This window comes from Acinetobacter sp. CIP 101934 (assembly GCF_000369585.1).
Taxonomy (GTDB): domain Bacteria; phylum Pseudomonadota; class Gammaproteobacteria; order Pseudomonadales; family Moraxellaceae; genus Acinetobacter; species Acinetobacter schindleri.
In genome coordinates this window covers 565,996-584,011 of the sequence record NZ_KB850094.1, presented here as the reverse complement: position 1 = coordinate 584,011, position 18,016 = coordinate 565,996, and the positions used below count along the sequence as shown (strand labels likewise).

General features: G+C 43.5%; 18 protein-coding genes. 11 read left to right on the top strand and 7 right to left on the bottom strand.

Translation table 11 applies throughout. The annotated features are described in order from the left end of the window. Nucleotides 1–145: 145 nt before the first annotated feature. From asd to truA, 5 genes are all read left to right on the top strand, one after another. Nucleotides 146–1,264 carry an aspartate-semialdehyde dehydrogenase gene (asd, locus tag F899_RS03230; RefSeq protein ID WP_004813302.1) on the top strand — a complete coding sequence of 373 codons (1,119 nt, stop codon included), beginning with the start codon at nt 146–148 and terminating at the stop codon, nt 1,262–1,264. Between the two features lie 141 nt (nt 1,265–1,405). Beyond that, nucleotides 1,406–2,986: a FimV/HubP-related protein gene (locus F899_RS03225; RefSeq protein WP_004813304.1), complete on the top strand. Its 1,581-nt coding sequence runs from the start codon at nt 1,406–1,408 to the stop codon at nt 2,984–2,986. Between the two features lie 73 nt (nt 2,987–3,059). After that, nucleotides 3,060–4,469, top strand: a complete 1,410-nt coding sequence (locus F899_RS03220; RefSeq protein WP_004813307.1) for a hypothetical protein — start codon at nt 3,060–3,062, stop codon at nt 4,467–4,469. Between the two features lie 30 nt (nt 4,470–4,499). Further along, nucleotides 4,500–5,483 carry an asparaginase domain-containing protein gene (locus F899_RS03215; protein WP_004813312.1) on the top strand — a complete coding sequence of 328 codons (984 nt, stop codon included), beginning with the start codon at nt 4,500–4,502 and terminating at the stop codon, nt 5,481–5,483. A gap of 18 nt (nt 5,484–5,501) precedes the next feature. Next, nucleotides 5,502–6,299, top strand: coding sequence for a tRNA pseudouridine(38-40) synthase TruA (truA, locus tag F899_RS03210; RefSeq protein WP_004813314.1), 798 nt, complete (start codon nt 5,502–5,504; stop codon nt 6,297–6,299). An 89-nt stretch (nt 6,300–6,388) separates the two neighbouring features. Here the strand turns inward: truA and F899_RS03205 are convergent, their stop codons facing one another. Continuing rightward, complete coding sequence (locus F899_RS03205) at nt 6,389–7,396, bottom strand: AraC family transcriptional regulator (RefSeq protein WP_004813317.1); 1,008 nt, start codon at nt 7,394–7,396, stop codon at nt 6,389–6,391. Nucleotides 7,397–7,627: 231 nt separating this feature from the next. Here F899_RS03205 and infA point away from each other — a divergent pair, with 231 nt between their 5' ends. The 3 genes from infA to F899_RS03190 all read left to right on the top strand — a co-directional run bounded on the left by infA (nt 7,628) and on the right by F899_RS03190 (nt 8,939). Continuing rightward, nucleotides 7,628–7,849: a translation initiation factor IF-1 gene (gene infA, locus F899_RS03200; RefSeq protein ID WP_001284370.1), complete on the top strand. Its 222-nt coding sequence runs from the start codon at nt 7,628–7,630 to the stop codon at nt 7,847–7,849. 148 nt (nt 7,850–7,997) lie between these two features. After that, entirely contained in the window at nt 7,998–8,378 is a 381-nt protein-coding gene (locus F899_RS03195) for a hypothetical protein (RefSeq protein ID WP_004813323.1), read from the top strand. Nucleotides 8,379–8,528: 150 nt separating this feature from the next. Then, entirely contained in the window at nt 8,529–8,939 is a 411-nt protein-coding gene (locus F899_RS03190) for a hypothetical protein (RefSeq protein ID WP_004813325.1), read from the top strand. Between the two features lie 64 nt (nt 8,940–9,003). On the opposite strand, the gene leuB is transcribed toward F899_RS03190, so the two are convergent. The 4 genes from leuB to leuC all read right to left on the bottom strand — a co-directional run bounded on the left by leuB (nt 9,004) and on the right by leuC (nt 12,879). Next, nucleotides 9,004–10,083: a 3-isopropylmalate dehydrogenase gene (gene leuB, locus F899_RS03185; RefSeq protein ID WP_004813326.1), complete on the bottom strand. Its 1,080-nt coding sequence runs from the start codon at nt 10,081–10,083 to the stop codon at nt 9,004–9,006. Nucleotides 10,084–10,123: 40 nt separating this feature from the next. After that, on the bottom strand, nt 10,124–10,687 hold the full coding sequence (locus F899_RS03180; RefSeq protein ID WP_004813328.1) for a hypothetical protein: 564 nt from the start codon (nt 10,685–10,687) through the stop codon (nt 10,124–10,126). Between the two features lie 86 nt (nt 10,688–10,773). Then, nucleotides 10,774–11,424 (bottom strand): 3-isopropylmalate dehydratase small subunit, encoded by a 651-nt coding sequence (leuD, locus tag F899_RS03175; protein WP_004813330.1) that lies wholly within the window; start codon nt 11,422–11,424, stop codon nt 10,774–10,776. Between the two features lie 21 nt (nt 11,425–11,445). After that, nucleotides 11,446–12,879 (bottom strand): 3-isopropylmalate dehydratase large subunit, encoded by a 1,434-nt coding sequence (leuC, locus tag F899_RS03170; protein ID WP_004813331.1) that lies wholly within the window; start codon nt 12,877–12,879, stop codon nt 11,446–11,448. A 267-nt stretch (nt 12,880–13,146) separates the two neighbouring features. On the opposite strand from leuC, the gene F899_RS03165 reads away from it, so the two are divergent. From F899_RS03165 to ovoA, 3 genes are all read left to right on the top strand, one after another. Next, on the top strand, nt 13,147–13,386 hold the full coding sequence (locus F899_RS03165; RefSeq protein WP_004813332.1) for a DUF2061 domain-containing protein: 240 nt from the start codon (nt 13,147–13,149) through the stop codon (nt 13,384–13,386). A gap of 242 nt (nt 13,387–13,628) precedes the next feature. Next, nucleotides 13,629–14,498, top strand: coding sequence for a LysR family transcriptional regulator (locus F899_RS03160; protein ID WP_004813333.1), 870 nt, complete (start codon nt 13,629–13,631; stop codon nt 14,496–14,498). A gap of 160 nt (nt 14,499–14,658) precedes the next feature. Next, a complete protein-coding gene (gene ovoA / locus F899_RS03155) occupies nt 14,659–16,854 on the top strand; it encodes a 5-histidylcysteine sulfoxide synthase (protein ID WP_005220831.1) in 2,196 nt (731 codons plus the stop codon). Nucleotides 16,855–16,912: 58 nt separating this feature from the next. On the opposite strand, the gene F899_RS03150 is transcribed toward ovoA, so the two are convergent. After that, nucleotides 16,913–17,161, bottom strand: coding sequence for a DUF2789 family protein (locus F899_RS03150; protein WP_004813337.1), 249 nt, complete (start codon nt 17,159–17,161; stop codon nt 16,913–16,915). A gap of 160 nt (nt 17,162–17,321) precedes the next feature. After that, a complete protein-coding gene (locus F899_RS03145; protein ID WP_004813338.1) occupies nt 17,322–17,972 on the bottom strand; it encodes an HAD family hydrolase in 651 nt (216 codons plus the stop codon). Nucleotides 17,973–18,016 lie beyond the last annotated feature (44 nt).

Below are 18,016 nucleotides of genomic sequence, written 5' to 3'. Positions count from 1 at the left end.
TCTGCGTTATCAATTTTGTATGTAACATAAACAAGATATTTCGCTCAATATTATTGATGTTTCTATTGTGTAGCTATTGCAGTTGAGTCCCTTTTTGGTACACTCGAACCCCCTTTAATTTTTTAACGCACCGAGGCAAAGTGACATGAAAGTAGGTCTGGTCGGTTGGCGCGGGATGGTTGGTTCCGTCCTAATGCAACGTATGGTTGAAGAGAATGATTTTGCTCATTTTGAGCCATTCTATTTCTCTACCAGTAATGCAGGTGGTGAAGCACCGGCATTTGGTGGTAAAACTGCCCCAGCACTTATGGATGCGACAGACATTGATCGTCTGAAGCAAATGGATGTCATTATTACCTGCCAAGGTGGCGATTATACCACTGCGGTTTTCCCTAAGCTGAAAGCTGCAGGCTGGAATGGTTACTGGATTGACGCTGCGTCTACCCTGCGTATGGATGATGAAGCAATCATCGTACTTGACCCGGTTAACCTGAACGTGATCAAAGATGGCCTAGTGAAAGGTACTAAAACTTTCGTTGGCGGTAACTGTACGGTTTCCCTGATGCTGATGGGCCTAGGTTCTCTCTTCCAGAATAACCTGGTGGAATGGGCAACTTCGATGACCTATCAGGCGGCATCTGGTGCAGGTGCACAAAACATGCGTGAGCTGATCACAGGCATGGGTTACCTGTATAACAATACTAAAGACCTACTCGATGATCCACGCTCTCCAATTTTGGACATCGATTCTAAAATTGCTAAATTACAACGTGGTGAAGGCTTCCCGTCTGCAAACTTTGGTGTACCGCTAGCTGGTTCTCTGATTCCATATATCGACAAGCAGCTAGAAAGCGGCCAGTCGAAAGAAGAATGGAAAGGTCAGGTTGAAACCAACAAGATCCTGGGCAACCAGCAGATCGTTCCAATCGATGGTCACTGTGTACGTATCGGTGCCATGCGCTGTCACTCTCAGGCAATTACCTTGAAGCTAAAACGTGACGTACCTTTGAATGAAATCGAAGATATGATTCGTCAGTCTAGCCAATGGGCAAAAGTGGTACCAAATACACGTGAAGCATCAATGACTGATCTGACGCCTGTCGCAGTAACCGGTACATTAACTGTTCCAGTCGGCCGTCTGCGTAAAATGAACATGGGTAAAGAATACTTGGGCGCATTCACTGTAGGCGACCAGTTACTTTGGGGCGCTGCTGAGCCTTTACGCCGTATGTTACGCATTCTGATCGATTATAAAAATGCTTAATTAAGCGCGTTATAATCAATCTAAAAGCCGATCTTTATTGATCGGCTTTTTTGTGTCACTATCAAGAAAATAGTTGAACAAACATAGACATCCCAATCATCGAGTCATATTGCCTATAATATGACCGATGCTGAGCCTAGAATGAAGATGACTGTATATAAAAAATTTAAAATTGCTACTTTAACCATGATGATGGCACAGCCTGTTTTTGCAATCACGGTTGAGCCAGTTCAGGTTCAATCGGCACCCGGGGAATTACTCTATGCGGAAATGAATTTCCGTCAGTCAGATATCAATATACCGATTGAAGTGAGTTTAGCTACGCCAGAAGATTTAATGACGCTGGGCACTACGCATCAACCTCCCGGTCATCTTAATTTTTTTACCCGTCGTAGTAGCAATGGAACAGGTGTGATTACTATTACCTCTTCACGCCCAATCACTCAAAATGATCTGAATTTTGTAGTTAAGGTTAAAGAAGGCAATGCAGCACGCTTACAACATATCAAGACCACACTCAAACCCAAGACAGATCTGCTAAAAGCTTCAATCAGCGCGAATGAACGAACATTAACCCCAGTCGTGGTGGTGAATGAAAATGAAATTGGTTTAAATTTACCTGTCAGTACGCAATACAAGACTGCAGCAGCGAGTACCAAGGCTCTGGAAAAACCATTGGCTGTACAGCGTCTTGCTCCACCACCATTATCACCAAACTCTATCCCTCAGACAACATCGATAACGACTCCCGCTGTTCAGGCTCCAGCCAAGGTTGAGGAAGCTATTACAGCTGTGAATACGCGTCCAGTCACAAGTACTTTGACACCACCAATCGCTGAACCGGCAATGCCAGCTATTCAACAAAAGCCTCTAGCCTCAAATAGTCTGCAAAAAAATCCAGTCACTACCACAGCTCAAGCAAAAACTCAGATAGCACAAGCTGCTTCAGCAGCGCCTGTTGCACAGCAGAATCAAGATATACCAGCTCAAAAAGTACAAAATCAAAAGCCAGTGGCAACCTATCCTGCTGCTGCGCCACAATCCAATTCCAGCGACCCATTAGTTAAAAAATATACCGAAGAACAAGTCGCAAAACAGAAGCAAGCCACTCCTAAAAAACCGCCTCGAGCAGCTCCGGCTCCAGTGCAACATTCCCCTCAAGCGAGTCCGACATCTACTGCAAAAGCAAGTTATGTGGTTCAATCCAATGAATCTCTCTGGAAAATTGCTGCACGTATTGCTCAGGAACAAAACCGCGGTGTCGGTGAAGTCATGCAGCAAATTAAAAAAAATAATGAACACGCCTTTATTGGCGGAGATGCGAATCGTCTGAAGCGTGGTGCGGCACTGAATTTGCATATTGCGCCCGCACAACAACAGCCAATTACCGTCAAGACATCTGAGCTTGCACAAGTTCAGAACAAGGCTAAAGGCAGTACCAAATATCGTTTAAATCAGGCTGAAATGAGTCTGGTTGCTGAGAACCAGCAAGAATCTGAGCAACTTTCTGCAAATCAAAACACATTAGACCGTCAAACTTCGAAAGAGTTATCATTAAAAGTTATGACAGTTCGAGAAAAAACCGTTAAATTACAGAGAAACGTAACTGAATTAGAATTGGCGCTTAATCAGAAGGATCAGAGAATTCAATTATTAAATGCCCGTCTTGCCCGACTGCAACAGCAGTTGAAAGCACAACAGGCAGATAAAAAAGCCAATTAACTAATCATTACATACATTGATTTACAGGGATGAGTGGATATATGGAGCCCTCTATCTCTAAGGGGTACTTATCATGCTGATTTATGTGATTCCATTAATTTTATTGATCATCGTTCTGATCGTAGTCAAAAAACGTCAGGATGCTCAAGGGTCAGATAAACCAAAGGCAACTACAGCGAAAGCGAGAAAAACCACCAGTTCAGCACGGGCTACCCCAGCAAAAACCCGGGTGGTTGAAGAAGTTGCAGCGAACCCCCAAGAAGCTATTGCTCTTTCAGCAGATCTGCGCAAGAAAATTGAACGTCTGATCAATGAAGGAAATTTCTTTGCCGCTGAAGCACAAATCAATCAGGCGCTCAAAAAAGACAACCGCCAGCATGAACTGTATCTGTTGCTCCTTGATATCCATATTCAGCAGAAAGATGAATTTGCCATTTCCCAGTTAATCACGCATGTCCGTTCACTCGGTTTGGATAATATTCTTGCGCAGGCAGAAGCGAAAAAGGCAGAGTTTGAAAATACAGCTACGCCGACCAAGGATACACTGGGTTTCCCTTCTACCCAGTTAAGCGCTGGCTCATCAGTAACTGAGGCAGCACCTGTAGACAACACTGCTGCCTTTGAAGAGCTATCCCCAACCCACAGCCTAGTAGTTAATGATCTTGCTTTTGATGAACTGCAACAAGAAAATAAGCCTCAAAAAGCTGTATTTGAGCCGGCGCCATCACAGAATGATATCCAGCCGCTAGAATTTAATTTTGAGCCCACTCTAACTAAACCGGCAAGTGATGCAGCCCAGGATCTGCCAGGAGCTACAGGTTTAGAGTTTAACTTCTCTGACGCTCCTGTATCTAAGCCTACACCGACGACAACATCGGATACTGCCCCATCTGCACTAAACTTTAGCTTTGACTTAGATAGCTCAACAAAAGCTGAAACTGAAATTGCATCTGCTGCCGAGCCTAGAACTGCCGCACCGGTTATGGATTTTAAGCTTGACTTAGGCAGCTCAGAAAAACCAGAAGTGACAGCAGTACCTACTGCAGAATCAGTTCAACCTCTTGATTTTTCTTTCTCGGCAGATACAACGTCAACCACAGAAACTCAGCCAGAAATCGCAGTACCAGAATTTGATTTATCAGGTTTAACTACACATGAACCTATAATTCCAGCAGTCCCTGCTGTCTCAGAATTGGACTTTAAACTGGATGCCGTTCCTGAAAAATCAGCCAGTGCTGCAATCAGTTTTGATATTCCATCTTCGCCCGTTACTTCAACTGCTCATCAAAATGATCCACTGGTTCAATCATTCCCTGAATTAACGGAAACGGATGAAGTAGTATTAAATCTGGAATTGGCAGAGCAGTATATTCAATTGGGTGCCTATGATGCCGCACGTGAAATCCTGACAGAAAAGGAAGCGGACTACAGTCCACAACAACGTACCCATGTTGATCAATTACTGAATCGAATCGCTTCTTAAGTAAATTCGTTCTACACTAAAGCAGTCACTATGGCTGCTTTTTTTATGATGAAAAATATTGCATTGATTTATATAGGAGGTACGTTTGGATGCGTTGGTGATCCACTTGCTCCTATGCCTGCCGAATCTTTTTTTATAAAACTAAAAGACTTATTGCATGAAGACACGCATTCGGTAGAGTGCTTCTGCGCCCCTGTAATTAAGGACAGCAGTGCATGTACTGCTCCTGATTGGCTAGCCTTGATTCAATTTATTCAGCAACTGCAGGCTCAGGATTATCAGCGCTTTGTTATCATTCATGGTACAGATACCATGAGCTATGCCTGTGCCGTGCTGGCGCATCTTTTAGGGCAATCTGCCTATGTTGTTTTAACCGGTAGCCAGTACCCATTATTAAATGCAGCTGGCAAGCAGCCACGCGAATTCAGTGATGCTTTGGACAACCTATGCTTTGCTCTAGATTCTGTACAGCAGGTCGAGATGGGCGTTTATCTGGCATTTAACCAGGAACTGGTTCATGGCAGAACAGCGTTAAAGCAACATACTACTGAACTCAAGGCCTTTGCTGGCATAGATGCAGAAGTAAAAATTCCACCGCAACTATATACACATACCATTACTGCAAAAGATTTAATTAAAGCACAGCAATTTAATTGTCTGAGTATAATGATGCAGCCGGTTGGGCTAGATCAGCAACTTCATAACCTTAAGCAATTATTGGCTTCACCTCCAAATTTCCTGATTCTGCAAGGTTTTGGCACAGGAAATCTCGCAGTTAATCCTGATCTCATTCAGCTTTTTGATGATTTCTATAATGCTGGCTGTGCTGTAGTTTTGACTACACAAGTACCTTTCGGGAGCACAGACCAACGCTATGCTATTGCTGAATGGGTACAGGACTGCCGGATTTTACTCAATGATGCCTATGGCCATGCCGATCTATATGCAAAAGCCCTGAAAATGTATTTACAATACGACAGCGTGGAGCAATGGCATCACCATTGGTCTGATTAGTTGAATCTTGAGGTGAATATGCAGCGTTTTGCAGTTGGTATTGAATTTAGTGGAGCACACTACAGAGGTTGGCAAACCCAACAGCCCGGCGTAGCAAGCGTGCAGGAAACGATTGAAAAGGTTCTGTCTAAAGTCGCCAATGAAACTATTATCCTGCATGGTGCAGGTCGAACTGATGCCGGCGTGCATGCCACCAATATGGTTGCTCACTTCGATACCTCTGCTGATCGTTCCGAATATGGCTGGTTACGCGGCTGTAATAGTCAGCTTCCTAAAGATATTGCAATTCAGTGGATTCAGGAAATGGACATGGATTTCCATGCCCGTTTTAAAGCCCAAGCCCGTCGTTATCGTTATGTAGTCTACAATCATCCTGTGCGTTCTGCGTTATTGCATAAACAGGTCACCCATATCCATTACGATTTAGATGTCGACAAGATGATTGAAGCTGCGACAAAGTTTGAAGGCACACATAATTTCGAAAGTTTCCGTGCCTCTGCCTGTCAATCCAATCAACCTGTACGCCATGTGCATCACTGTCGCCTAATTCGTCATGGTCACTATCTGGTCCTGGATATTCAGGCTGATGGTTTCCTGCATCATATGGTGCGCAATATCATGGGCTGTTTGCTGGAAATTGGTCAGGGCATGTATGACATCGATCAGATTGATGCCATCTTTGCTGCAGAAGACCGTAAAGCGGCAGGTGTGACAGCACCATCAGATGGACTCTACTTTATTCAGGCACATTATCCTGAGCAATTTAATTTACCGAAAGTGCCCTTGGGACCACATTGGTTAAACATGCCAGAATAATTAAATCCTTTTTTATTAATTTACCTCCTCTCCCCCCTTCTGGAAAGAGAGGAAATTCCTCCCTTTTTTAAAGGGAGGTTAGGAGGGATTTAACGCTGCTTGCGCTTTCTATATTCCACTGGCGTTTCATTGGTCCAACGTTTAAAAGCACGATAGAAGGTACTTGGTTCAGAAAAACCGGTCAGATAAACAATCCGCTCTACACTTTCACTGGTGCCTGCCAGTAAGCGTTTAGCCAGACGGCAACGATAATCCGAAAGGATCTGCTGGAAACTGGTATTGGCTTCACTCAGCTGAGTACGCAAACGGCGGGGAGTAATATTCAGCTGGGCAGCGACTGTTTCTAGCGTGGTTTCCCCACTTTCCAAGGTTGAGCCAATGGCACGGCGCACTTCACCCACCAGATCATAACGTGCCAGCTCTTGCAGCTTTTCAATTGCTAACTGCTCATGCAGCTGGAGTAATTCTGGTTCTGCCTGCCAAAGCGGATATTCAAGAATACTTGAATCAAAATAAAGACGTGTTTCTTTCTGTCCCAGACTTACTGGGCATTCATAGACACGGAAGTATTCATCATCAGTTGCGCCTTTAGAAAAATTGAAGTCGATATAAATCGGTTCAAAACGCCCTTCGGTAATAAACTTAAAGAAACGCAGTACACCAGACATGGCACATTCAGTGAAATGACGATTGACGATGTTTTCGGCAAAAAGCTGTTCACCATTGGTCAAATAACAGCGGTCATCTTCCACGACCAGTTGCGCATGGAAGGCATCACTGATGAGGCGCTGGTAAGCTAAGGCACGTTTTAGCCCTTCACCAAAATTTTCTGATGAAATAAACAAATGCTCAATGACCTGACCACGGTAAAGTGGCAGGTGTTCACCCAAATGTAAGCCGATATCAGGGTCCTTGCTGACCTCTTCTGCCGCGACCCAGAATGCATACTGTGCACTCAACGGGGTACGGTCATTGGCTTCAACCTGGTTTAAGGCAACTCCTGCTTTAGTAAGCAATTCTTCGGTTGGCAAACCCGCACGACGTATCGCCTGGTAGCCTAATCGCAGTACAACCGATGCATCTGTTAGCTGACCCACTCAAAAACCTTCCTTGTATGTGCTTCATTTATACCTAAAAAGATATTTTTTAGATTAACTGTGATTGACCAAACTGACAACATCAACAAGCAGTTTTTTAGTTAAAATATTTGTACTGATGCTTCGCTTATTTTACTTTCAGATGATCAGTCTAAAGCCTGCTATGCCTTGTGTTATACGAAAAAATTGACTATAATTTGCGCCTTTCTAATTTATTCTTTTAGGTAGGCTATGGCCAATAAAGAGGAACTCATCGAGTTCGAAGGCGTTGTCACCGAGACGCTTCCTAATACTATGTTCCGTGTACGTTTAGAAAACGGTCACGAAGTGATTGCTCATATCTCTGGTAAAATGCGTAAACACTATATCCGTATTTTGACTGGCGACAGTGTAAAAGTGGAGATGACTCCTTACGACTTAACTAAGGGTCGTATCACTTATCGTGCACGCTAAGATTTAGCGTCAGTAAAAAAAGCCACTGATCAGGGTGGCTTTTTTTGTGACTTTAATTATTCATTATTTACCAATAAATAAAACAATTTGACATAGCCTGAGAATTACAAGACTATTCAATTTAATTAAAACAATATTTATAAAAACAATGAATATGAAATATTTGACTCTGCTTTCCAGCTTGTCTCTTGTTGCATGTGCTACAGGCAGCAATCAGCATCTGCATCATTCTCTACAGCCCTATATCGGTCAAACTGCCGCACAGGTTCACAGCCAACTTGATCTTCGTGCAATGGGATTTAAAACCTCCCAGCACCCCATTCAGACAGCAGACTTTCTCAGTTATACTATTTTCCGGGATGTGAATATTCCGATGGGTACACCTAATATTAGTCAAAGTATCTCCCCTGGTGCACCAATTCCAATGCCTTCGAATGGAGGTTATAACATTAAGATGAAATGCCAAATCTGGTTTGACTTGAAAGATGAAATTGTTCAGGACATTCGTTATACTGGTAAAGCTTGTTAAACTGTGTCCAGTGAAGTTTGAAACCTGTATGGGATTTAATGAGAAATCCAATTTATCAGGATACTTCTCTCTACCGTGTGTCAAATTACAACAATAAGCTCGTTTTCTACTCGCTACAATAACAGCAATGGCTTTTGTAGGAGTCAGAATATGTTATCTGCATTTCGCCAAATGAAACTCGTGTTACCAGGTATGCTTCTGTTATTGTCTGCATGTATGCATATGCCTACCCTGTCTCAAGCCGAACGTGACGCTTATTTACAGCAGTATATTGGACAGTCTAGCCAAACCATTTATGCCAATCTGGATTTAAGCAAACTCGGCTACCAGCAGGTAAATGAACCTGTAATTTCAGCCGGGCAACTGGTCTATATCGTGCAGCGTCCCGTTGCACTTCCACTCTCTGTTGCTCAGCATCCGGTTGCCGGTACTGGAACAGTACCCATTCCGGTGACACATAGTCCATCGCGTGGCTATGATGTAAACCTGCAATGTAAAATTGTTTTTGAACTCAAGGACAATATTGCACAAGCAGTGAAATATACCGGCCGAACCTGTTAATTCAGCAGACACAAAAAAACGCAGCCTGAGCTGCGTTTTTTATTGATCAGTTCTGGAGTGAAACTTAGTTCAATGCAGCAACTACTGCCTGGCCCATTTCCACTGTACCGACTTTGCTCATGCCTTCGGACATAATATCCGCAGTACGTAAACCTTGGTTCAATACATGGCCTACTGCATCTTCAATTGCTTTTGCAGCCGCTTCTTCACGGAAAGTATAACGCAGCATCATTGCAACAGACAGGATGGTTGCCAATGGATTTGCTAGGTTTTGACCTGCGATGTCTGGTGCAGAACCATGACATGGTTCATACATACCTTTGCCATTCTCATCTAGAGAAGCAGATGGCAACATACCAATTGAACCCGTTAACATTGCCGCTTCGTCAGACAGAATGTCACCGAACAGGTTAGAAGTGACAATTACGTCAAACTGTTTAGGCGCACGTACCAACTGCATTGCAGCATTGTCGACATACATATGCGACAGGTTGATGTCTGGATATTGCGCTTCTTTCAATGCAGTAACGGTTTGTTTCCAAAGCTCAGTCACTTCAAGCACGTTTGCTTTATCGACTGAACATACTTTACCGCCACGCAGACCGGCAAGTTCAAATGCAACTTTGGCAATACGCTTGATTTCAGACTCTGAATACACATCAGTGTTAAAACCTTGTTTTTCACCATTTTCCAGTTCACGGATACCACGTGGTTGACCGAAGTAGATACCACCTGTCAATTCACGTACGATCAGGATATCTAGACCAGCTACAATTTCAGGTTTCAGGCTAGATGCATCAGCAAGTTGCGGATAGAGAATCGCCGGACGCAGGTTCGCGAACAGGTTCAGTTCACTACGCAATTTTAACAGACCACGTTCAGGACGAATTGAGCGTTCAATCGTATCCCATTTAGGACCACCCACAGCGCCAAGCAGAATTGCATCAGCTTTTTTCGCCTGCTCAGACGTCACATCTGGATAAGGTGCACCATGTGCATCAATCGCAGCACCACCCAACAGGCCATGTTCCCAGCTTAGATCTAAATTAAATTTTTCATTTACGCGAGTCAGCACTTGCTCTGCTGCTTTCACAATTTCAGGACCGATGCCGTCACCAGCTAAAATCAAAATTTGTTTAGACATGAGATATTCCATTTATAAAGTCAGCATTTCACTGACTGGGTTAAATTTTCTGTTCTACAAACTCGGCAATGCCAGTTTCAACATTGTATGGCTTGCAGAAGCGTCGAATTATTTTGGTGTTTTGCAACAGATCTACACACAGTGGATCAGGTGCAGAGGCCTGCAATAAGCTGGTGTTTCGAGTCGAGCGCTGGCGATACATCTTAAAGGTGTACTTATGCTTGGCCTGAAAGTTCTGGAATACATGTAGAACTTCGGCCTTATCCGGACTAATCGGATAAAAGCGTACCACCAGTTCATGCTGCCCCGCGGGTACCGACAGGTAAACCGGATTAGGCTCTTTCAGGCTTTTTGCTTGTAAACGCACAAGCTTGAGCTTGAGCGCTTCACTCTCCACATGTCGCTTTTCAGCATTGATGATCTTGATATCATCCATACGTTCAAAATTACAATCGTGGGTACCTGAACAATAAATCAGGGCATCTGAACTATTTACAGCCGAATCTGACAATTTCTTCAACTGTATCGTATCGATGGTCTGACATGCTGTCATTAACATCGAAACCGTACCCAATGCAAATAACTGTTTCCAATAGCTGGCCATGCTGAATGTCTAACCCAAACGAAATTTCCATGATTTCACGATATTAGCAAGGGTTAGACTTTCCCGCTATGACAATTTAACTAGATTTAGCCACTAATTTCTGCAAATACCCAAGGGCGAGATCGTTTGGTTTTTTCTTCATAAGCTCGAATCGCATCAGCATCCTGCAAAGTTAAACCGATGTCATCCAAACCGTTTAAAAGACAATGCTTGCGGAATGGATCAACTTCAAACTTGAAGCTTTCACCTGCCGGGGTACGCACTTCTTGCGCTGCAAGATCAATCGTTAATTGATAACCTTCAGTCGCAGCGCATTCTCTAAATAACTGATCAACAATTTCTTCAGACAGGATTACTGGCAACATGCCGTTTTTAAAACTGTTATTGAAGAAAATATCCGCATAGCTTGGTGCAATCACGGTACGGAAACCGTATTCATTCAATGCCCATGGCGCATGCTCGCGACTTGAACCACAACCAAAGTTTGCACGTGAAATTAAAATTGATGCACCTTGGTAACGGGGTTTGTTTAACTCAAAATCAGGGTTTAAGGGACGTTTTGAATTATCCTGACCTAAATAACCTTCATCCAGGTAACGCAATTCATCAAATAAATTTTCACCAAAACCGGTACGTTTGATCGATTTTAAAAACTGTTTTGGAATAATTAAGTCGGTATCTACATTGGCACGGTCTAATGGTGCAACGATACCTTGTTCAACGGTATAAGCTTTCATGTCTTTGCTCCTATTAGCCGATTAGAATGAACGTACATCAACAAAGTGACCGGCAATTGCGGCTGCTGCTGCCATTGCTGGGCTCACCAAGTGGGTACGACCGCCATTGCCCTGACGACCTTCGAAGTTACGGTTCGAGGTAGATGCACAGTGCTCGCCCGGCTGTAACTTATCAGCGTTCATGGCTAAGCACATTGAACAACCCGGCTCACGCCATTCAAAGCCTGCTTCAATCAGGATTTTATCTAAACCTTCAGCTTCAGCTTGTGCTTTGACCAAACCAGAACCTGGAACGACCATCGCCTGTTTAATGCTCGGTGCAACCTTTTTACCTTTCGCCACTTCAGCCGCAGCACGAATATCTTCAATACGTGAATTGGTACAAGAGCCGATAAATACACGGTCTAACCGGATATCAGACAAGGCCTGACCAGCAGTTAAACCCATGTATTGATAAGCACGTGTCCAGTCATTGCGTTGTACGTCATCTTTGGCTTGTTCTAAAGTAGGCACTGCTTGAGAGACTGGAATCACCATTTCAGGAGAAGTCCCCCAAGATACTTGTGGTTCAATCTCTTCACCTTGTAATACCACAACTGTATCAAAGTGCGCACCTTCATCAGAATGCAAGGTATTCCAGTAAGCAACCGCTTGATCCCACTGCTCACCTTTCGGTGCATATGGACGGTTTTTCACGTATTCAATGGTTTTGTCATCGACTGCGACCATACCAACACGGGCACCACCTTCGATCGCCATATTACATACGGTCATACGACCTTCGATCGACATGTCGCGGAAGACCTGACCGCCAAATTCAATGGCATGGCCTGTACCGCCCGCAGTTCCGATTTTGCCGATAATCGCCAAAACCACGTCTTTTGGAGTTACGCCTTGACCCAATTTACCGTCAACGCGCACCAACATGTTTTTCATTTTCTTTTGAACCAGGCATTGGGTTGCCAATACATGTTCAACTTCAGATGTACCAATACCATGTGCCAAACAGCCGAAAGCACCATGCGTTGCAGTATGTGAGTCACCGCATACCACCGTCATGCCAGGCAAGGTCAAACCCTGTTCTGGACCCACAACATGCGCAATACCTTGGCGAACATCATTAATGTCAAACTGCACCACATTAAAGGTTTTACAGTTGTCATCTAAGGTTTGTACCTGGATACGTGAAGTTTCATCTTCAATCCCGGAAATACCCTCTGAACGTTCTTTGGTAGAAGTCGGTACGTTATGGTCTGGCGTTGCCACGTTCGCGCTTAAACGCCATGGTTTACGACCCGCCAGTTGTAAGCCTTCGAATGCCTGCGGAGAAGTTACTTCATGCAATAAATGACGGTCGATATAAAGTAAAGCTGAACCATCGTCACGCTGTTTTACTAAATGGTCATCCCATAACTTATCGTATAATGTTTTTGCTGTTTGGGTCTCGCCTGCCATGTCGATGTACTCCACTGGACTGGATAAATTCTATCTCTAATTTTGATTATATCGCTGCGTTCACATAAATCTAATTTATCATTTTTATTAGTTAATAAACTTTTTGGAATCTTTAAAATTGCATTCCAAACAGACCAATATTGATTTTTATTTAATCTAATTTTCCGATCATTTTTTGCAAAATATACGTTTTTACAAATTAAATGAGAATTATTATTATTTATTCATACAGAAAACATTGAATTTATTTTTTTGAGGAATATCGACATGGCACACGTTCAAAAATTTGTTGTAGATAATCAGCGTATGTTCAAGAAAACCTTGAGCTACTACATCATGCACATTACGGTAGCCATGTTAGTCGGTTATTTTGTGACGGGTAGTTTAGCCATGGCAATTGCATTAAGTTTATTAGAACCGACTGTTCAGGCTATTGCTTTCTTCTTCCACGAAAAAGCCTGGGAGGCTAAATCTGAACAGAGCAATAATGAGGAAATCACAGCCTAAATTCTTTTCTGTCCTTATTCCTCGTTTTGCCACCGCTTACCCTCGGTGGCTTTTTTTATTGATGCATATCCGATTTTTATAAAATATTTTTCTGGGTTCAAGCCGCTATTTCTACCGATCTATTGTATTAGCGATCAATGAATGTCGGATTTTACAGCAATAGATACAACTTTTCCTTTGATTTATTCTTAAAATATTACAACAATAGAGATACGCATAAAAAATCTTTATAGGTGATTAAGATGAATCTCGCAGCCTTTGAAGCCTTTGTAAAAGTCATGGAAACTGGATCGATTTCTCTGGCGGCAGATCAGCTTTTTATTACTCAACCCGCCGTGACCAAACGGATTCATAGTCTGGAAGAGTATTTTGGAGTCAAACTGTTTGAATCAGCTGGTCGTGGTGTACAAGCAACCCATGCCGCGCATTCGCTGTTACCGAAAGTGAAAAACTGGCTCAATGAACTGGGCGATATTCACCATACCCTCAGCCATGAACAAGGCCAGATTCAGGGCAAACTGAAAATTGGTACCAGTCACCATATTGGTCTGCATCACCTTCCAGCACATTTGCGTCAGTATGTACTGCAATATCCGGATGTAACCCTGGATGTGCACTTTGTTGATTCTGAACAGGCACATGAACAGGTGATTGCCGGTGACTTGGAACTGGCTTTTCTGACTTTACCTCCACATGGCGATGAACGGCTGAACTATGTGACTATCTGGAACGATCCATTGGTGTTTGTAGTTGCTCCATTCCATCCATTGGCCCAGCAGAAGAATCTGTCACTAGAAGATCTGGTGCATTACCCGAGCCTGTTACCGTCTGCACAAACCTATACCACGCAAATTACCATGGCAGAGTTTGAAAAGCGTGGTGTCAAACCAAAGATCACCATGAGTAATAATCCACTCGAATCGATCCGCATGCTGGTTTCCATTGGTCTAGGCTGGTCAGTACTACCACAAACTCTTGTAAATCATGACTTGCAACAACTGGATATTCCTCTGGAAATGAATCGCCAGCTCGGCATGGTCTGGCATCCGGGACGTACCCAGTCCAAAGCCGCACAGGCCCTGGTTGAGTTAATGCAACAGCCTAAACTCTAAGTTGCTTCATTTTTAAAATAAGAGGCTGCGATGGATTCAATTCGCAGCATTTTGTTACCTAAATGAGCAACAACTGCATCCTGCTTTGCATTAAGTTTAAGATATTCCCTGCGCGGACTTACCAGTGGAATATCTTAAAATTCTTAATGGAGTCTGATGGATGCAGCCCGATTCAACCTTATTTAAACCTACCCAGCCAAACAGTAATTCATCTACACATTTAACAGACGACAGCCCTTGGCAACAGGGTAAAATTCGCCTGCTTCCAACGCCCAATTTAAACTTTGAAGACATTTCCACAGCGCGCCATGTGATTCGTGAATATTTCCTGAATACCTTTGACACCTACGAATCCCTGTTTGACTGTCTGCGCAATGAAGAAGCATTTTATGTCAAACCGATTAGTCTGCGTCATCCGCTGATTTTCTATTTCGGTCATACTGCTACCTTTTTTGTCAATAAACTGCTGCTCAGCAAACTGATTCCTGAACAGCTGAATCCACATATGGAAAGTATCTTTGCCATCGGTGTAGATGAGATGAGCTGGGACGATCTGGATGATCAGAATTATGACTGGCCTGAAGTCAGTGAAGTAAAAGCGTATCGGCACCGGGTACGAGCCTTGGTACTGAAGATCATAGAAAATGCATCTTTAGAACTCCCTCTCAACTGGCAGAATCCATGGTGGTCAATCCTGATGGGTATTGAGCATGAACGGATCCACCTGGAAACTTCGTCGGTATTGATTCGACAACATCAACTGCAATATGTGCAGAATCATCCACTATGGCATGCCCGAATCCTGACTGGACCTGCACCAGAAAATCAGCTTCTTCCTGTTCCTGCGGGAACTCTTCGACTGAATAAAAATTTCACTGATCCATATTATGGCTGGGACAATGAATACGGTCTGCATAAAGCGGAAATCAATGCGTTTCAGGCATCACAATTTCTGGTGTCCAATCAGGAATTTTTCAACTTTGTCGAAGCTGATGGTTATCAGCAGTCAGAATACTGGAGTGAAGAAGGTAACGCCTGGCTGGAATTTATTGAAGCGCAACATCCAAGCTTCTGGATCAAAAAAGAGGATGGCTGGCATTTGCGCATCATGCTGGAAGAAATTCCGATGCCGTGGGATTGGCCCGTCGAGGTGAATTACCATGAAGCCAAAGCCTTCTGTAACTGGAAATCAACACAAACCGGTGAATCAATCCGTTTGCCGAGCGAAGATGAATGGTATCGGCTGTATGACCATGTCGGCCTGGATCCTAAACGACCGCTGCCTTTAGAAGCCAATATCGCCTTGCAACATGCACCCAATCCTTGTCCGGTACACCAGTTCCAGCAAGGCGAGTTTTATGATGTACAAGGCAATGTCTGGCAATGGACTGAAACTGCAATCTATCCCTTTGAAGGTTTTCAGGTCCATCCAATTTATGATGACTTTAGTACCCCAACCTTCGATGCTCGGCATAATCTGATTAAAGGCGGCTCCTGGATTTCAGGTGGTAATGAAGCTCTGCATAGTTCCCGCTATGCCTTTAGACGACACTTTTTCCAGCATGCGGGTTTTCGTTATGTGGCTGGGTCAGATGAGCCAGTTTCACCTTATCATTCACATTATCAGACGGATGAACTGATTTCGCAGTATCTAGAATTTCAGTATGGTCAGGAGTATTTGGGCGTTCCGAATTTTGCCAGGTCTCTCATTATCCTCGCCCAGCCTTATTTTGTAGAAACTGCCAGAAAAAAGGCACTTGATCTTGGCTGTGCCACAGGACGCGCCAGCTTTGAACTGGCGCAGCATTTTGAACAGGTAACAGGTCTAGATTTCTCGGCACGTTTTATTCAGCAAGGTATAGCCTTAGCGCAAGGTGCAACTTTAGGTTATACCATTCCGGTTGAAGGTGAACTGGTCGAATATAAATCCTGTTCACTGCAAGAGACTGGACTTGATCAGGTTGCTCACAAGGTCGAGTTTTATCAGGCGGATGCCTGCAATCTAAAACCGCAATTTAAGGAATACGATTTCATTCTGGCAGCCAATCTGATTGATCGGCTGCACCACCCTAAAGCCTTTTTGCACGAGATTCATCAGCGACTAAATATTGGCGGCATTCTAATGCTGGCTTCACCTTATACCTGGCTGGATGAACATACCGCGCGTAGTGAATGGTTAGGCGGTTTTAAGCAGGCTGGAGAAAATTTTACGACCTTAGATGGAATACAGGAATTATTGAGTCCACATTTTGAAATGCTGGCTGAACCTATAGATGTTCCTTTTGTGATCCGTGAAACAGCGCGTAAATATCAGCATACCCTGTCACAGGTCACTTTATGGAAACGCATACGTTAAGATGCCAAAATCGAATAAAAAGCCAGTCATCGGACTGGCTTTTGGTTTTAAGATACATTCAGATTTCGATGGTCGCATCCTCATGCAGGGATTCATTCAGTTGGTCTACCACGATGGCCCATTCACCATCAGACGCAATCTTTTCAGCGAGAAACTGGCGCTGTGCCTCAGACCAGTAGGGTGCATCCAGCAGATTAAAATCCTTATGCAGCTGATGATCGTTAATGAAGGTTGCAATTCCTTCCTCACTGGCATCCAGGCCCAACTGTTCAAATAGGTGCGTCATGCGTGGTCGTACTTTATTCATTTCAACTACCTCTGAGTTTCCCTTATTCTCATTATGCAAATTAAGCTTAGCATGAGCTGCAGTGAGCTAGTGTGACAATAGTTTATTTTTCACCTTGAATCTGTGCACATAAAAAAGCACAACCTGAGTTGTGCTTCACAGATTTGAACGCTTCAGATGATTAAATCGACCAGTCCTGAATTTCCCAGCCCTGCTCTTTCGCCAGTGCTTCTAAACGATCATCCGGATTGACTGCAATGGCATGATCAGCATGTTCCAGCAAGAAGCGGTCATTGATTGAATCCGAATAGGCCCAGGACTCGGTCACATCACGGCCTTCCAGCCACTGTTCCAGGCGGATCAGTTTGCCTTTCTGGTAACAGGCAGTATTGATCACTTTACCGGTATATTTACCATCAACAATTTCAGCATTCGTCGCGATAATTTCGGTAATGCCAAATTCACGAAAAATTGGTGCAGTAATAAAGTCAGAAGTTGCAGTAATACCGACCAATTCATGTCCTGCTTCACGGTGACGTTCAATTGCCTTAAAACCTTCTGGACGCATTTGCGGACGAATGACTTTTTGCATGAAGAGTTGATGTAGTTCAATCAGATAATCATTGTCATGTTTGGTTAAAAATTCAAAGACAAATTCATTATAGGCATAGGGGTCCAGCTGACCTTTTTTATAATCTTCATAGAACTTGTCATTCATGGCACGGTGATGAACAGGGTCAACCAGGCCCTCGTTGACCAAGAACTCTCCCCAAGAATGATCCGAATCTGTATTTAACAAGGTGTGATCGAGATCAAATAGCGCCAATTTCATGAAAATACTCGTAAAAACTGAAATTTAAGAAAAAAATTGTAAAT

Coding starts and splice junctions, on each gene's coding strand:
- asd (WP_004813302.1), top strand. CDS start 146: ATGAAAGTAGGTCTGGTCGGTTGGCGCGGGATGGTTGGTTCCGTCCTA.
- F899_RS03225 (WP_004813304.1), top strand. CDS start 1,406: ATGAAGATGACTGTATATAAAAAATTTAAAATTGCTACTTTAACCATG.
- F899_RS03220 (WP_004813307.1), top strand. CDS start 3,060: ATGCTGATTTATGTGATTCCATTAATTTTATTGATCATCGTTCTGATC.
- F899_RS03215 (WP_004813312.1), top strand. CDS start 4,500: ATGGCTGCTTTTTTTATGATGAAAAATATTGCATTGATTTATATAGGA.
- truA (WP_004813314.1), top strand. CDS start 5,502: ATGCAGCGTTTTGCAGTTGGTATTGAATTTAGTGGAGCACACTACAGA.
- infA (WP_001284370.1), top strand. CDS start 7,628: ATGGCCAATAAAGAGGAACTCATCGAGTTCGAAGGCGTTGTCACCGAG.
- F899_RS03195 (WP_004813323.1), top strand. CDS start 7,998: ATGAATATGAAATATTTGACTCTGCTTTCCAGCTTGTCTCTTGTTGCA.
- F899_RS03190 (WP_004813325.1), top strand. CDS start 8,529: ATGTTATCTGCATTTCGCCAAATGAAACTCGTGTTACCAGGTATGCTT.
- leuB (WP_004813326.1), bottom strand. CDS start 10,083: ATGTCTAAACAAATTTTGATTTTAGCTGGTGACGGCATCGGTCCTGAA.
- F899_RS03180 (WP_004813328.1), bottom strand. CDS start 10,687: ATGGCCAGCTATTGGAAACAGTTATTTGCATTGGGTACGGTTTCGATG.
- leuD (WP_004813330.1), bottom strand. CDS start 11,424: ATGAAAGCTTATACCGTTGAACAAGGTATCGTTGCACCATTAGACCGT.
- leuC (WP_004813331.1), bottom strand. CDS start 12,879: ATGGCAGGCGAGACCCAAACAGCAAAAACATTATACGATAAGTTATGG.
- F899_RS03165 (WP_004813332.1), top strand. CDS start 13,147: ATGGCACACGTTCAAAAATTTGTTGTAGATAATCAGCGTATGTTCAAG.
- F899_RS03160 (WP_004813333.1), top strand. CDS start 13,629: ATGAATCTCGCAGCCTTTGAAGCCTTTGTAAAAGTCATGGAAACTGGA.
- ovoA (WP_005220831.1), top strand. CDS start 14,659: ATGCAGCCCGATTCAACCTTATTTAAACCTACCCAGCCAAACAGTAAT.
- F899_RS03150 (WP_004813337.1), bottom strand. CDS start 17,161: ATGAATAAAGTACGACCACGCATGACGCACCTATTTGAACAGTTGGGC.
- F899_RS03145 (WP_004813338.1), bottom strand. CDS start 17,972: ATGAAATTGGCGCTATTTGATCTCGATCACACCTTGTTAAATACAGAT.